The organism is Marinobacter sp. UBA3604, assembly GCF_002375325.1.
GTDB classification, from domain to species: domain Bacteria; phylum Pseudomonadota; class Gammaproteobacteria; order Pseudomonadales; family Oleiphilaceae; genus Marinobacter; species Marinobacter salarius.
Genome location: NZ_DFMB01000026.1, coordinates 34853 through 50477 on the forward strand (window position 1 = coordinate 34853; position 15625 = coordinate 50477).

Consider the following 15625-nt stretch of genomic DNA (forward strand, 5'->3'; position numbering starts at 1 on the left):
ACTACCAACCCAACCGGCCATGAGTCGTGGTCCTTTGAACAGTGAACGTTGATTGCCGAGGATCAGACGGTGGTTGTTTACGTGTTTTTTACGATTTACGGGTGCCCAACTCCTTTTCATGCTTCTACTATGGAAGGTTAGGAGCGTTCAGGGGAGGAAAGGTATGCGGTTGCCGTTATCAATCAGAGTGTTGTTACTTTTGGTTCTTCCGGGGTTGGCTGCCTTGCCGGGTGCCGCCAATGGTGCTTTTCGCTGTGGCTCGTCACTGGTGGACGTCGGCGACTGGCCAGTGGAGGTTGAAGAGCGCTGCGGTGCGCCGGATTACGTAGCGACCTACCCAACGGCCACCGTTCCCGGAATAGGTGTTGTGGGCGAAGTCGAGCATTGGTACTACAACCCCGGCCCACAGGGATTTATTCGCCGCCTTGAATTCAGGAATGGCAAGCTCCGGCATGAGCACAGCCTGGGCTATGGCTTCGCCGGCGACAGTGCCGGTGACTGCTCTCCGGCGCGGCTGCAAAGCGGGCTCAGCGAATTCGAAATGGTGGCCTATTGCGGCGAGCCGCTTTCCCGGCGGGTCACCTGGGAACCCGTTGGCCGTGGATCAACGGTCGCCGGTCACTACCGTGCCGATCAACTGGTGCCTGTGGAAGAGTGGCTGTACGAGACTGGAAAGACCCAGTTCCGCCGCATCGTCAAGTTGCGTAATGGGCGGGTGGTTCACGTGGAGACCGCGAAGAAACCAACGGGAAACTGATTATGGCCCGATTCAGCGATGGACTGCCCGCACCCTCGGTATTGATGTTTGACTGGCATGGCACGCTGGTGGATACGCACGACGCCATGTTCAGCGCCATGGAAGAGGTGCTGCCGCAGCTGGAAGACCTGGGCCTGGTGGACCGGCTGCTGCCCGAGGACAAATGTCGCACCTCAGACGATGCTCGCCTGGTCCGTTACATACGGATCCTCAGGCGGCTGCACCCGCGCATTCTGGCGGAACGGCGGGTATCACGAACCGATATCTTCAACGCCATCTTTGGCGACGATAAAGACGCCAAGCTGATTGCCCATAAAGCCTACAATGATTGTTACCGGAAATACTTCGGCAAGGTGCGGCCCTTCCAGCAGGGCGCCTACGAGTACCTGACCGCCATGAAGGAAATGGGCATCCAGCTGGCGGTGTCCACCAACCGCAACCGGGAGTTCCTGGACAAGGAGCTGAGCATGGTGGACGAGGGGCGCTGGAGCAACCTGTTTGACGCTACGGTGTGCGCTGACGATGTCACCGAGTACAAGCCCGACCCGGAAGTGATTACCCGCGTGCTGGAGAAACTGGGGCTGCCAGTCGACGAACAGGCCTGGTATGTGGGCGATAGCTACGTGGATATGCTCACGGCCAACCGTGCCGGGGTATCGGGTGTTTTCTACAATGGCGCCTGTTGGGAGCCGGATCGAATTGACAGTTGGTTCAGTTATCGCGACGCTCCGGCCGCCATACTGGACAGCTTCGAAGACCTCATAGACCTGTTGGCGTTGCTGGAGCGACATCAGCCAAAGGCGTTTCGGGCCACTCCGGCGGAAGTCCGGCCACGGCCCTATCCTCGGCCGGAACCGCCACAGCCCCGCATTGAGCCGGATTGGCATCCTGCCGTTGTCAGCCTGATCCGCCCGTCGGTGGTGTTGTTCGACTGGCACGCCACGCTGGTGGATACCCTGGACGCCATGTATCACGCGGTGGATGATATGTTCCCGGAATTCGAGGAACTGGGCCTGGTCAGCCGTATGCTGGCGCCGGAAGACAGCAAGACACCGGAAGACGCTCGGCTGGTGGCTTACGTGCGGGAGTTTGCCAAGCTTCACCCCAAGGTTCGGGCCGACCGCAAGATTTCGCGCACCGATATTTTCGAGGTCTTGTTCGGGGAGGATCAGGAGGCCAAGCAGATCGCCCACAAAGCGTTCAATCGTCACTACCGCGAGCACTACGGCACGGTGAAAGCCTTTGAGCCGAAGGTGCGGGCCGTTCTTGAGGGACTTCGGCGGATCAATATTCAGGTGGGTGTTATTACCAATCGTGACCGGGAGTTCTTCGAGCATGAGTTGGCCGCCGTAGAGGACACCGGTTGGACGCATCTGTTTGATGTGGACGTCTGTGGAGACGACACGCCGCTGAGAAAACCTCATCCCGATCAGCTTTATCTTGCCGTGCAGAAGCTGGATTACCCGCCAGACCCGAGCGTCTGGTACGTAGGTGACAGCACCACAGACGTGATAGCCGCCAAACGCGCCGGCATGACGGCGGTGTTTTTCAACGGTGCGCAGTGGGATTTGCCCTGGCTGAACCGGATCTTTCCGGGCACTCACAAGCATCCGGATAAGCCGGATGTGGTGGTCAATGACTTTTCGGAATTCTGGGCGCTGGTGCTGGCCTGCGAAATCGGCCCGCCGTAATCTCAGTGAGGCCGGCTGTTCGCCAGCGCCTCTTCGATGTCGAGTCCAAGGGAGATAACGCCCTTTGGCAGCTTGTCGGTAACGGGCCCAACGGGGGCGCTGACCGTCACCTGAAAGCGGGACGTCGAGGCATCGTATCGAATGTCCGAAAGGTACATGGCCTCCAGCCCGGTTAAGCCGGAGCGGATGTTTGATACGACAGCGTTGAACTTTGGCTCATCCCCCTGCCAGTAATCCGAGGTAAGTTGGCTCATGGCGACCAGAGTGCCCATGTTATTGGAGAGCAATGCCTCGGTGACCAGTTCCGGGTGAGTAAGCGTCCAGGCATTCAGAGTTCGCGATCCCGGCAACTCAAGTATGGTAGTGGCAAGGTCGGTTGCCTTTTCCGGTGCCCGTGCCTGCCACATGCTGTCGAAGGTCAGTACGTCCGCCAGGGTTTCGAGGCGTGGGCCGGCATCAATGGCTTGTTGCAGGTCCAGCATGCTGTCGAGCTCGCTGAACAGCCGGTCCGCCAATTGCCTTATGCGCTTGTCCTCCTCTGCGGAGAGTGTAATCTGCCCCTCCATGCACCCGGGTAGATAGCGGTTAAAGCTTGAGATGAAGCCCGGGTTGTTGGCGGTGAAATTCTCGCTCATATACAGATACAGCGGCGCGTAGCGAAGAAAGTGTGCGTTCAACTCGTTGTAACCCGTACCCTCCATGTGTTGCAGGCCACTCATGGTTCGCTCATCCATCAGAGCGGCGTCAATTCGCCCGCGCCTGAGCAGGGCTGGCAATTGGCTTGGTGATGACACGCTCAGAAAAATGTTATAACCATTGGCTTCGAGCCAGGCTTTCTCGTTGCTGCCGTCGACAACGCCGATACGGGCGGTGTCTGGGATGGGGCCGGGTTCTGTGTTGAAAAGGTACCACTTCTCCAGCGATACCGGGTCACTTCTTTTTGCCGTGATATCCAGCTCTGTGGACGGATCTATGGCAAAGTATCCGTCAATGAGATTGCGGCTGAGTGAGTGCGCAGCCCGGTTCTGGGGAGCGAGCCGAATGTTCGTGGACCAGCCGGCCTGGTTGGCCGCGCAGGTCACGGTATCTACGGTTTCGCCAACCACATTCGCTACGCCATCCGCTGTCTGTGCAGGCATCTGGTAAGGCGGGGATTCAAATGTGTAGAGAGTGAGTGTGGGAGGCCCGGCGTGGCACACGGAAACAGCTAGGGTGCCGAGTACGCTCAGGGCCATAGGCCGAAGATCCATGATGACCGTGTCATCCCTTTTGTTGACAATGCTGACTGAAGACTAGCATTTGGATGTGGGTTTTGCGTTATTTTGTCTGACAGCGGCCCGACAAAGTTCAGGCATCTCCCCGCTCGAATGAATAACAATAAAGGCTTATGAATGTCTGATGTAAAAACATCGATTCTGGTTGTTGACGACGACCTGGCAATCCGTGAATTGTTGCATGAGCACCTGTCTCGTGTCGGCTACGATGTCATGACCGCGGCCGAGGGCGACAGTATGCGCCGCACTCTGTCAGAGGCACGGGTCGATCTGATTGTCCTTGATGTCATGTTGCCGGGCGACGATGGCTTCACGCTGTGCCGTGAGATTCGTGAGCACTCACAGGTGCCGATCATCATGCTGACCGCGAGCTCGGACGAAACCGACCGTGTGGTCGGCCTTGAAATCGGTGCCGACGACTACCTGGCCAAGCCCTTCAGCGCCCGGGAGTTGCAGGCCCGGGTCAAGGCACTGTTGCGACGCTCCGGGTTCAATCGTGCGGACAATCCCCGGTTCGTATGCTTTGATCGCTGGCGGCTGGACACCCAGGCCCATGAGCTTATCTCGGACCAGGGAGAGGCCACGCCGTTGTCCGGCGCGGATTTTTCGTTGTTGCAACTGTTCCTGGCACACCCCAATGAAGTCCTGGACCGTGACACCATTTCCGGCGTTACCCGGGGGCGGGAGTCCATGCCGCTGGACCGGGTGGTGGATGTGGCGGTCAGCCGCCTGCGCCAGCGCTTGGGAGATCAGGGGCGCAGCCCCAGGCTAATCAAGACGGTGCGAGGGGCAGGGTATCTGCTGGCGGCAACGGTGACCCATGGCGCGGAATAATGAGGGGGCCGTAGAAACCGGCCGCAAGGTCTGGCGTCTTGTGCCCTCGTCGCTTCTCGGACGCATCCTGTTGCTGACTCTGCTGGCAATGGGCGTTGCCCAGGTCGCCTCCAGTGTGATCTGGGTAGGCACATTCCGCGCCCAACAGGTGGAGGGCCTGGTGAACACCACCCGCAACCTGGCCTCATCAGCGGCGGCAACGACACAGTTCTTCAAGTCTCTGCCACTGGAATACCGGCATATCGTGCTGGACCAGCTGCGGGATATGGGAGGCTCCCGCTTTTTTGTCTCCCTCAACGACAAACACATCGATATGCGTGCGTTGCCTGACAGTGAACGCAAGCGCCTGGTGACAGACGAAGTCGTGGCGGTGTTGAAAAGCCGGTTGGGCAAATCGATCAATCTGCACGTGGAATTTGTTCACCCCGATGATCTGCGAATACTGAATACCCAGTTGCCATTGGATGCGTTGCCGAAATCCTGGGCTCACTATGCTTTGACACTGGAACCCATCAAACCACCTGTTCTGGTGACCCAGGTGGAGATTGCTACAGGAGAGTGGCTGTACCTGGCTTCGCTGTTGCCGGCGCCCTATGTCTCGCTGGATGATGAAAGCATCCCGGGCCAGCAGATCGTGTTTATCCTGGTGATGATAGGGGTTCTGTTCCCGGTGCTGGCCTGGCTGGTGCGTCGCCAGACCCGACCACTGCACAAGCTGGCCAGGGCAGCGCGGGACCTGCCACTGGATGAACACCGATCACCATTGAGAGAGCAGGGTAGTGCGGAAATTGTGGCGGTAACCCGTGGCTTCAATACCATGCATCGGCGGCTACAAAGTTACATCAGCGACAGGGATCAGCTGTTCCGCGCCATCTCCCATGATCTGAAAACCCCGATAACCCGGCTTCGCCTGCGCGCCGACCTGATTGACGATGCCGACATTCGCGAGCGATTCGAGAGCGACCTTCAGGAGCTGGAATTGCTGGTGAAGGGGGCCTTGCAGGGGATGAAGGACACCGACATCCATGAAAACGTGGAGTTGGTTGATATTGACGGCATGTTACGGCGAATGGCGGAAGCGTATGGAGGAGAGAGCCCGCGGGTAGTCGTGGAAGGAAACTGCGCGGCTTATCGCGGCAAACCACTGGCGCTCAAACGATGCCTGGGTAACCTGGTGGACAACGCTGTCAAGTATGGGGACTCTGCGACCATCTGTGTGGAGGACTCTCCAGAGCAGTTGACGATCCACGTCAGGGATTACGGGCCGGGTATTCCGGAGGCCGAACTTGGACGGATTTTCGAGCCCTACTACCGCCTGGGCCAGGAACACCGGCGGGGGCATGGGCTTGGTCTCGGCATAGCCCGTAACATTGCCCAAAGCCATGGTGGCGACCTTGAAATCGCGAATTGGCCAGGCGGTGGCCTGGACGTCACCCTCACGCTGCCCCGACATTGAGGTGGCATGTAACAACCGTGTTACATCGGCCTTTCAGTTTGATACGTTCCTCCCCGAGGTATTGCCATAGACTCCGATATTGCTAATACAACAAAAACAAGGAGTCATTATGAATACCCATAAAACGTATCGTTCTGCCCTGATCCTGGGCGCCAGTCCCCTTCACAGACTGACAGCCGCCGTAGGCGTGGCGTCGTTGGGGTTGTTTGCCGTCCAGGCGCATGCCCAGGAGAGCGTGGAAGAACGCTTGTCCGCCCTGGAGCAACAATTGGCTGAGGTCGAACCCCATGCCAAGGGTGAGCAGGGCTTCTCCTTCAACACCTACGCCCGTTCGGGCCTGCTGCTCAACAGCGATGGTAAAAGTGCTCCCGGCGGCCCCTACCTGACCCCCGCTGGCTCTGTTGGTGGGGCCGTGGGTCGGCTGGGTAACGAGCCGGATACCTATCTCGAAGCCATCCTTACCGCCAATAATTATTTCGGCAACGTGCAGTGGCTGATCAATGGTATGTCTGCTGCGGATAACGATGAGCGTGTCGTAGGGGGCGTTATGGAGGCCGCTGACTCAGGTGTGCAAACCATGCTGGCCTACCACGGCAATCCTGGCAGAAACCAGTAAGGACCGCTACGTGGAAGGGGCCGAGTACCAATGGCTGACCTTCAACACCCGCCTGGCCAACGAACTGGGCGCCAACTTTGAAATGCAGTACGAAGCCTCCTGGCAGGTGATGGACCTGCAAACCGAAGGCTACGAAGGCCGTGGTGATGTGGATGGCGACTACGCCCGCTTTACCATTGCACCGACTTTCAAGCCTCAGGTAGGCGGCTTCTGGAACCGCCCGGAAATTCGGGTTTTTGCTACCTACTCCACCTGGGACGACGAGCTTAACCGCTACGACGGCGGCGATGCCCTGGGGCAGGAAGACTTTGGTGGCAGCCAATGGACCTTTGGTACCCAGATGGAAGTCTGGTTCTGAGCCTGACAAACGTCTCCACGACAAGAATAAGGAGTCATGATATGAAATCGTTCAAGCGTCATCTTACAGCTCTGGCGGTCTCTGCCGCCCTGATGCCAACAGCGGCCGTTCAGGCCGGAGAAGTCGAGGTTCTGCACTGGTGGACCGCCGGCGGTGAAGCGCGTGCTGCGGCCGCTCTCAAGAAAATGATGGAAGAGCAGGGCCACACCTGGAAAGACTTTGCCGTAGCCGGCGGTGGTGGTGAAGCCGCCATGACCGTCCTGAAAACCCGCGCCGTTTCTGGCAATCCTCCTGCTGCCGCCCAGATCAAGGGCCTGGATATTCGTGAATGGGCGGAGCTGGGTTTTCTGACCAGCCTCGACGGCGTCGCTGAGGCGGAGAACTGGGATCAGCTCATACCGCCAATGATTTCCGACGTTATGAAATACGAAGGCGAGTACGTGGCTGTGCCCGTGAACGTCCACCGGGTGAACTGGTTGTGGGTGAACCCGGAGGTCATGAAAGATGTTGGTGTTGAGGTTCCCACTACGCTGGACGAGTTCTTTGAAGTGGCCGATAAGCTGAAGGCTGAAGGCTATATTCCGCTCGCGCACGGTGGCCAGCCCTGGCAGGACGCAACGGTATTCGATGCCGTGGCGCTGGCTGAGCTGGGCCCCGATGATTACCGCAAGGCGTTTGTCGAGCACGACATGGACGTGATCAACAGCGCCAAAATGGAAGAGGTCTTCGCACAGTTCGCCAAGGTCATGAGCTACGTGGATGACGATGCCGCGGGCCGTGACTGGAATACGGCGACGGGCATGGTGATTCGCGGTGAGGCGGCCATGCAGATCATGGGCGACTGGGCCAAGGGCGAATTCACCGCGGCCGGCCTGACACCGGGAGAGGATTACCTGTGCGCACCGGCGCCGGGCACCGCAGGCCAGTTCACCTTTAACGTGGATTCCTTCGCGATGTTCACGCTGTCCGAGGAGGAGGACATCAAGGCCCAGAAGGATCTCGCCCGAACCATCCTGGAACCGGAATTCCAGACCCTGTTCAACCAGAACAAGGGCTCAATCCCGGTTCGTACCGACATGGACATGAGTGATTTCGATACCTGTGCCCAGGCGTCGATGGATACCTTCAAATCCAGCGCGGATGACGGCGGTCTGGTGCCAAGCTTCTCCCACGGCCTGGCGACCACCAGCTACATCCAGGGCCAGATCTTCGATGTGGTCACCAACTTCGTAAACTCCAACAACCCGGACCCGGCAAAAACCACGGACCAGCTGGCAGCCGCCATCCAGTCCGCCATGTAATGCCGTATCAGGCCGCCCGGTGGGCGGCCTTCGGGTTTCTTCAGGGGATTCCTCATGGAACACACTCAACGTCGCGCCACCGGGGTGGCCAGGGCATCGTCTGGCCTGATGGATGGCCTGCAGCGCTGGTTGCCCAAACTGGTGGTGGCCCCGACCTTCCTGCTGGTTGGCATCGGGATCTATGGCTACATGCTATGGACGGGCGTGCTGTCATTTACCAATTCCAGCTTCCTGCCCAGTTACAATTTCGTCGGCCTTGAGCAATACGCCAAGCTGATGGAGAGCGAGCGCTGGATCGTCGCTTCATGGAATCTGGCGATATTTGGCGGGCTCTTTATCGGCATCTGCCTGTTGATCGGCGTGGTGCTGGCGATCTTTCTGGACCAGCGCATCCGCCAGGAAGGCGCGATCCGGACTATTTATCTCTATCCCATGGCGCTGTCCATGATTGTCACCGGCACCGTCTGGCGCTGGATTCTTAACCCGCGCCTGGGCCTGGAAAAACTGATGCACGACTGGGGCTGGACGTCCTTCAGCTTCGACTGGCTGGTGAACTCCGACTTCGCCATCTACACCATTGTGATGGCCGCTGTCTGGCAGGCCTCCGGCTTTGTGATGGCGCTGTTTCTGGCCGGGCTGCGGGGCGTCGACTCATCCATTATCCGTGCTGCCCGAGTGGATGGTGCCAGCCTGCCGGTGATCTACTGGAAAATCATCCTGCCGTCCTTGCGGCCGGTGTTCTTCAGCTCCGTGATGGTGCTGGCCCACATTGCTATCAAGAGTTTTGACCTGGTGATGGCGATGACGGCGGGTGGCCCGGGCTATTCCACCGACCTGCCGGCGGTGTTCATGTACGCCCATACCTTTACCCGTGGCCAGATGGGGCTGGGCTCTGCCAGCGCCATGCTGATGCTGGGTGCGATTCTGGCATTGCTGGTGCCTTACCTGTATTCCGAACTGAGGGAGAAACGCCATGACTGATATGGTTCGTACCGGCTTTCGCCCCAGCCGCATTGCCATCTATGGCGTGCTGCTTCTGGCCTGCCTGGTGTACCTGATTCCGCTGATCGTGATGTTGATCACCAGTTTCAAGACGCCCATGGATATCCGCTCTGGCAACCTGTTGGCACTGCCCACCGACTGGACAACCATCGGTTGGACCAAGGCCTGGTCCGAGGCCTGCACCGGTGTGCAGTGTGAGGGCGTGAAAGGGTATTTCTGGAACTCGTTCAAGATGACGGTGCCAGCGGTGATGATTTCCACCCTGCTGGGTGCCTTTAACGGCTACGTGCTGTCGAAGTGGAAATTCAAGGGCTCGGATCTGTTGTTCGGGATGTTGCTGTTCGGCTGTTTTGTGCCCTTCCAGGTGGTGCTGCTGCCCATGGCGGCCACCCTTGGCAAGCTGGGCATGGCCAACACCACCGCTGGATTGGTGCTGGTCCACGTGATCTACGGGGTGGCCTTTACCACGCTGTTTTTCCGCAACTATTACGTGGCCATTCCCGACGCTTTGGTGAAGGCGGCCCGGCTCGACGGCGCCGGCTTTTTCACCATCTTCTTCCGCATCCTTCTGCCCATGTCCACGCCTATCTTCATGGTGTCGCTGATCTGGCAGTTCACTCAGATCTGGAACGACTTCCTCTTCGGCGTGGTGTTCGCCAGTGGCGACAGCCAGCCCATCACCGTGGCCCTGAATAACCTGGTGAACACCAGCACCGGGGTGAAGGAATACAACGTGGATATGGCCGCCGCCATGATTGCCGCCCTGCCAACGCTGGTGGTGTACATCGTGGCCGGCAAGTACTTTATACGCGGCCTGACGGCCGGCTCCGTTAAAGGGTAAAACAACATGTCACAACTTGAACTGCGGGACATCCGCAAGACATACCCGGGGGCCCTCGATGAGACCCTCAAGGGCATCAACATCGACATTGCATCCGGTGAGTTCCTGACCCTCGTTGGGCCGTCCGGCTGCGGCAAGTCGACCCTGATGAACAGCATCGCCGGCCTGGAAACCATTACCGGCGGCTCAATCGTGGTGGATGGCAACGACATCTCCAACATGGAGCCCAAGGACCGGGACATCGCCATGGTGTTCCAGTCCTACGCGCTGTACCCCACCATGTCGGTGCGCGAGAACATTGCCTTCGGCCTGAAAATCCGCGGCATGCCGAAAGACGAGATCCAGCAGGAAGTGGAGCGGGTGGCCGACCTGTTGCAGATTTCCGCATTGCTGGACAAAAAACCAGCCCGGCTTTCAGGCGGTCAGCAGCAGCGAGTCGCCATGGGGCGCGCCCTGGCTCGCAGGCCGAAGATCTATCTGTTCGATGAGCCGTTGTCCAACCTGGACGCCAAGCTGCGGGTGGAAATGCGCACCGAAATCAAGAAGCTGCACCAGCGCCTGAAAACCACCATTGTGTACGTGACCCACGACCAGATCGAAGCCATGACGCTGGCGGACCGGATCGCGGTGCTCAAAGACGGCGAACTGCAGCAACTGGGCACGCCGAAGGAAGTGTACGACACGCCGGAGAACCTGTTTGTGGCGGGCTTTATGGGCTCGCCGTCCATGAGTTTTATCAATGTGACGGTAGAGCAGGCTGGATCAGGCCTGGTGGTCAACGTTGAGGGTAGCGATGGCCGGAAACTTGCCCTGCCAGTGCCGGATTACCTGAAGGGCTGGGCCGGTAAACAGGTGGTACTCGGCATCCGACCGGAGCACATAAGCCAGCCAGATGAACAGAAAAGGGATAGCCAGATGGTGGCCGAGAGCCGGTTTACGGTGGAGGTGACCGAACCCACCGGGCCGGACATCCTCGCCGTGATTCGCCTTAACAATGTTGATGTGCAGTGCCGGCTGGATGCGGAACACCCGGTGAACTGGGGTGAAGAAGCGGAGCTGATGTTCGACATGAGAAAGGTCGTGTTTTTCGACCCGGACAGCGAGAAGCGCATCCGCCCATAGTCGCGCCAGCCCCTCTCCGTTTTCAGAGTTGCTCCAGGTGTGCCAGCAAGTTGTCGGCACGCTGGAGCAGCGCCTCCCTCCTTTCTGGTTTCTGCTTGTCCCAGTTGCGGTACATCATGCCCATGCGCGGATTGCTGGCAAAGTCTGCCCGATGACGATTGATGAAATGCCAATAGAGCGCATTGAACGGGCAGGCGTCGTCTTCCGTGGCCTTGTTGACCTTGTAGTGGCAGTTGCTGCAGTGGTCCGACATGCGCTGGATGTATTTGCCGCTGGCGGCATAGGGTTTCGATCCCAGATAGCCACCGTCTGCGTGCATCACCATGCCCAGCACGTTGGGTAGCTCCACCCAGTCGTAGGCATCGGCATACACGGCCAGGTACCAGTCACAGATCTCCTCCGGCTTGACGCCGGCCAGCAGCGCAAAATTACCGGTCACCATCAGCCGCTGGATATGATGTGCATAGGCGTTGCGACGAGTGGCATCAATGGCCTTGTGCATGCAGCGCATCCTGGTGTTCCCGGTCCAGTAGAACCAGGGCAGGGAACGGGTATTACCGAGCCGGTTTTCCTGTGCGTACCCTGGCATATGCAACCAGTAGATACCCCGCACAAACTCACGCCATCCCAGGATCTGGCGGATAAAGCCCTCCACTGCGTTAATCGGCGCACGCCCCGAATACCAGGCCTGTGCGGCGGCCTCGCAGACGGCCAGTGGATCCAGCAAGCCGCAATTGATGTAGGGCGACAGGATGGAGTGGAACAGCCAGTCTTCATTGTCGGACATGGCATCCTGAAAGTCGCCGAAACAGGGCAGGGCGAAATCGATGAAGTACTCCAATGCCTGCTCTGCGTCCTCGTGGGTGACGGCAAAGTGAAAATCCTCTGTGGTGCCGAAGTGTTCGGTAAAGTGTTGCTCTACCAACTCAATCACCTCCCGAGTCACCTTGTCGGGCTCAACGCGGTAGGGAGCCGGAGCCGCCGGTTTTCCCGTCCACTTACGGCGGTTGTCGGCGTCGAAATTCCATTCGCCGCCCTCAGGCTTGCCATCTGGCGTCATCAACAAACCGGTTTTTCGTCGCATTTCCCGGTAGAAGAATTCCATTCGCAGCTGTTTACGCCCCTCTGCCCAGTCCGAAAACGCCTGCTTGCTGGCGATAAAACGCGTATCCGGCCGGATCTCGACCGGCACACCCAGGCGCTTATGCCAATGGCTAACCTGCTCGTGCAATCGCCACTCGCCGCACTCTGTCGTGATCACCCTGTCAGCGCCGGTTTCCTTGAGCTGATTGGCGATGACAGACTCGAGATTTCGGGTTTCGTTATCGGGGTGGTAAGTCTGGTAGTGAACCTGCCAGCCATCATCCTCCAGCCGCTGTGCGAAATGGCGCATGGCGCTGAACAGCAGAACCAGTTTTTTCTTGTGGTGATTGGTGTAGCTGGCCTCGTCGTGGACCTCTGCCATCACGATTCTGTCTCGTTTTCTGTCAGCGTTGTCGAGTGCGCTGATGGCGGTGGTCAGCTGGTCACCGAGTATCAGAATCAGATTGGACATAGCGGGAAACGACCTCCATACCTGGGGCAGCAATCACCCATGATCGCCACGATGTGGTACGAAGGATACGCCAGCGGCGCAAGGCTGGTTCAGCTGGAAGCTAGCCGCCGGTCATATTCATAAACCGAAGAATCTGAACGTCACCCTCGCTGGAAAAGTGATGGCGCTCCGGTTTCAGGTCCATGGCGTTGATGATGGTTTCACGGAGTTTGTCATCGGTTTCCGGGTGGCCGCGCAGCACGCGGCGCAGATCAACGGAATGCTCGTTGCCCAGGCATAGCAGCAGACGGCCTTCCACCGTGACCCGAACGCGGTTGCAGGTAGAGCAGAAATTGTGGGAATGGGGCGAGATGAAACCGACCCGAATGTCGCTGTCCGGCATGCGGTAGTAGCGGGCGGGGCCGCCGGAATCTTCCGGTGTGGGAACCAGCTCATGGCGCTGGCTGATGATATCGCGCACTTCGTCGCTGGTGCACAGCACCTGACCACGATCATGATCGGAAATTTCACCCAGTGGCATTTCCTCAATGAAGGTAATGTCCACTTTCTTTTTGCGGGCAAACTCAACCAGCTCTGGTACTTCCTGGTCGTTGCCACCTTTCATGACAACGGTATTGAGTTTGATGCCCTCAAACCCCGCCTCTTTTGCAGCGTCTATACCATCAAGAACCTGGGCAAGCCGGCCGGTGCGGGTGATGCGGCTGAATTTCTCGGCATCCAGGGAATCCAGGCTGATATTCAATCGTTTGAGCCCGGCCTTGCGCAGTGGCTCTGCCATGGTGGGCAACTGGCTGCCATTGGTGGTCATGGCGAAGTCCCGTAGGCCAAATGTGCCGATTTCCTTGACCAGTTCCAGAATGCCCCGTCTGACAAGCGGCTCTCCCCCGGTCAACCGAATCTTTTCGGTGCCCAGGGATACGAAGGTCTTTGCCACCTGGGCAATCTCTTCAAGCGTCAGCACCTGCTGCCGTGGCAGGAAGGTCATCTCCTCGGCCATGCAGTACACGCACCGGAAATCGCAGCGGTCTGTGACGGACAGACGCACATAGTTGACGGTGCGACCAAAACGGTCTGTCAGCGCGGCGTTGGGCATGGGTAAGTTCCCCGTCTGGCTTTGTATACAACAAGCATAACCAATGTGTGGCGAATAACCCAACCCAATATCGACAAAAGAACCATTCGGGCATAAGAACCGGTTTCATGAATCCTGCGTATACAAGTATCGGTTTAGCCACTTTCGGTGTGAACCTGATATCGATGACTTATTGGAGTTGATGAATGCACATCACCCGTTACACCGATTACTCCCTGCGTGTTCTGGTTTACCTGGCGGTCCAGGGTGAAGAGCTGGCGACCATTCAACAGATCGCCGACAGCTATGAGATCTCCAAGAATCACCTGATGAAAGTCGTTCATCAACTCAACAAGAAGGGCTACATCGAAACCGTCCGTGGCAAGAAAGGAGGGATGCGCCTGCAAATGGCGCCGGAGGACATTAATGTTGGCATCCTGGTCAGGGAAACCGAACAGGATCTCAGTGTTGTGGAGTGCTTTTCCTCCAGGAATGCCTGCCGCATCACGCCGGTCTGTGGGTTGAAATCAATGTTTGGCGAGGCCTTGACGGCATTCCTGGAAGTGCTGGACCGATACACGCTGGCCGATATTATTCACGACCAGCATCGCCCTCAGTTGCTACGACTTTTGCAGATCGCTTAACTCAAGGCCCGGTTGCTGAATTCCGGTAGCAGCCGGTTGCGCATCCGGTCCGGCAGTGAATAGCCGAAAATGCGTTTCAGCACGGTTGAATACTGTTTGGCGAAGGTGCCAGTGTTGTAGGGAATGCCGTGCTTTTTACACACCGCTTGAACTTTCTCCGACATTTCGGGGTAGCGGTGGGCCGGCAAGTCCGGGAACACATGGTGTTCAATCTGATAGCTCAGATGGCCGCTCAGCAGGTGCACCCACTTACTGCCGGTAAAGTTGCTGGAGCCTGTCAGTTGGCGCAGGTACCAGTGCCCCTTGCTTTCTCCTTCGCACTCTTGTTCGGTGAACGTCTCCGCATCCTGGGTAAAGTGGCCACAGAAAATGACCGTGGACGACCACAGGTTACGGATCAGGTTGGCGCCAATGTTGCCTGCCAGTACCACCGGAGCCACCGGAAAGGTGATCAGCGGGAAGAACACATAGTCCTTGAAGGCCTGACGGCCGCCCTTGCGGAAGAAGTCCTTCAGGAACGGAATCTTTTCCCGTACCGAGATTTCCCGGCGGCGGATTCGTTCAGACTCCAGCTCATGCAGCCCCACGCCCCACTGGAAGAACACGCTCAGCAGGATATAGTTGATGAGCTGCAAGCTATGGGCCGGCTTCCATTTGTCGTCGTCGCTCAGGCGCAGCAGCGCATAGCCATAGTCCCGGTCCTTGCCAATAATATTGGTGTAGGTGTGGTGCTCGTAGTTGTGGGTGCGGCGCCAGGAATCGCCAGTGCACACCGTATCCCATTCATAGGTCTGCGAGTGGAGCGACGGGTCGTTCATCCAGTCGTACTGGCCGTGCATGACGTTGTGGCCGATCTCCATGTTTTCGATAATCTTGGAGATACCCAGCGCCGTGGTGGCGGCCAGGAACACGGGTGGGATAAACCCGAAGGGCATCAGCACCCGGCCACCGATTTCCAGGGATCGGTGAAGCCGAACGATCCTGCGGATGTAACGTGCATCCCGTTCGCCAAGATCGGAGATCACCTGATCACGAATGGTGTCCAGGTCGTTTTCAAGCTCTTTCAGTTGTGTTTCGTTCATCGTTTTCATGGTGACTCCTT

The 15625-nt window shown here is 58.1% G+C and carries 15 protein-coding genes; 11 read left to right on the plus strand and 4 right to left on the minus strand.

Translation table 11 applies throughout. The features are described from left to right. The first annotated feature begins 163 nt into the window (after nt 1–163). Together B2590_RS07600 and B2590_RS07605 are read left to right on the plus strand one after the other, a co-directional pair. Nucleotides 164–757 (plus strand): DUF2845 domain-containing protein, encoded by a 594-nt coding sequence (locus B2590_RS07600; protein WP_036208860.1) that lies wholly within the window; start codon nt 164–166, stop codon nt 755–757. A gap of 2 nt (nt 758–759) precedes the next feature. Then, nucleotides 760–2448, plus strand: a complete 1689-nt coding sequence (locus B2590_RS07605) for an HAD family hydrolase (RefSeq protein ID WP_286811497.1) — start codon at nt 760–762, stop codon at nt 2446–2448. A gap of 2 nt (nt 2449–2450) precedes the next feature. On the opposite strand, the gene B2590_RS07610 is transcribed toward B2590_RS07605, so the two are convergent. Further along, complete coding sequence (locus B2590_RS07610) at nt 2451–3698, minus strand: substrate-binding periplasmic protein (protein WP_127401849.1); 1248 nt, start codon at nt 3696–3698, stop codon at nt 2451–2453. A gap of 141 nt (nt 3699–3839) precedes the next feature. On the opposite strand from B2590_RS07610, the gene B2590_RS07615 reads away from it, so the two are divergent. From B2590_RS07615 to B2590_RS07650, 8 genes are all read left to right on the plus strand, one after another. After that, nucleotides 3840–4556 (plus strand): response regulator, encoded by a 717-nt coding sequence (locus B2590_RS07615; RefSeq protein WP_091642905.1) that lies wholly within the window; start codon nt 3840–3842, stop codon nt 4554–4556. Then, nucleotides 4543–6012, plus strand: coding sequence for an ATP-binding protein (locus tag B2590_RS07620; RefSeq protein WP_127401848.1), 1470 nt, complete (start codon nt 4543–4545; stop codon nt 6010–6012). Before B2590_RS07615 ends, B2590_RS07620 begins: the two co-directional genes overlap by 14 nt. 109 nt (nt 6013–6121) lie before the next feature. Beyond that, nucleotides 6122–6628 carry a carbohydrate porin gene (locus B2590_RS19250; RefSeq protein ID WP_267285177.1) on the plus strand — a complete coding sequence of 169 codons (507 nt, stop codon included), beginning with the start codon at nt 6122–6124 and terminating at the stop codon, nt 6626–6628. 10 nt (nt 6629–6638) lie between these two features. Next, complete coding sequence (locus tag B2590_RS07630) at nt 6639–6986, plus strand: carbohydrate porin (protein ID WP_267285176.1); 348 nt, start codon at nt 6639–6641, stop codon at nt 6984–6986. Between the two features lie 41 nt (nt 6987–7027). Then, nucleotides 7028–8287 (plus strand): ABC transporter substrate-binding protein, encoded by a 1260-nt coding sequence (locus B2590_RS07635; RefSeq protein WP_127401847.1) that lies wholly within the window; start codon nt 7028–7030, stop codon nt 8285–8287. A 54-nt stretch (nt 8288–8341) separates the two neighbouring features. After that, entirely contained in the window at nt 8342–9268 is a 927-nt protein-coding gene (locus B2590_RS07640) for a carbohydrate ABC transporter permease (RefSeq protein WP_036208877.1), read from the plus strand. Then, complete coding sequence (locus tag B2590_RS07645) at nt 9261–10130, plus strand: carbohydrate ABC transporter permease (protein WP_036208880.1); 870 nt, start codon at nt 9261–9263, stop codon at nt 10128–10130. The genes B2590_RS07640 and B2590_RS07645 overlap by 8 nt, the downstream gene beginning before the upstream one ends. A 6-nt stretch (nt 10131–10136) precedes the next feature. Next, complete coding sequence (locus B2590_RS07650; protein WP_127401846.1) at nt 10137–11252, plus strand: ABC transporter ATP-binding protein; 1116 nt, start codon at nt 10137–10139, stop codon at nt 11250–11252. A 22-nt stretch (nt 11253–11274) separates the two neighbouring features. On the opposite strand, the gene B2590_RS07655 is transcribed toward B2590_RS07650, so the two are convergent. Together B2590_RS07655 and moaA are read right to left on the minus strand one after the other, a co-directional pair. Then, the gene (locus tag B2590_RS07655; RefSeq protein ID WP_127401845.1) at nt 11275–12807 is read right to left on the minus strand and encodes a cryptochrome/photolyase family protein; all 1533 of its coding nucleotides are present in this window, start codon (nt 12805–12807) and stop codon (nt 11275–11277) included. Nucleotides 12808–12907: 100 nt separating this feature from the next. Next, a complete protein-coding gene (gene moaA / locus B2590_RS07660) occupies nt 12908–13900 on the minus strand; it encodes a GTP 3',8-cyclase MoaA (protein ID WP_127401844.1) in 993 nt (330 codons plus the stop codon). A 185-nt stretch (nt 13901–14085) separates the two neighbouring features. Here moaA and B2590_RS07665 point away from each other — a divergent pair, with 185 nt between their 5' ends. After that, nucleotides 14086–14523, plus strand: coding sequence for an RrF2 family transcriptional regulator (locus B2590_RS07665; RefSeq protein WP_127401843.1), 438 nt, complete (start codon nt 14086–14088; stop codon nt 14521–14523). Here the strand turns inward: B2590_RS07665 and B2590_RS07670 are convergent. After that, nucleotides 14520–15614, minus strand: a complete 1095-nt coding sequence (locus B2590_RS07670) for a fatty acid desaturase family protein (RefSeq protein WP_127401842.1) — start codon at nt 15612–15614, stop codon at nt 14520–14522. The genes B2590_RS07665 and B2590_RS07670 overlap by 4 nt on opposite strands. Nucleotides 15615–15625: the final 11 nt, after the last annotated feature.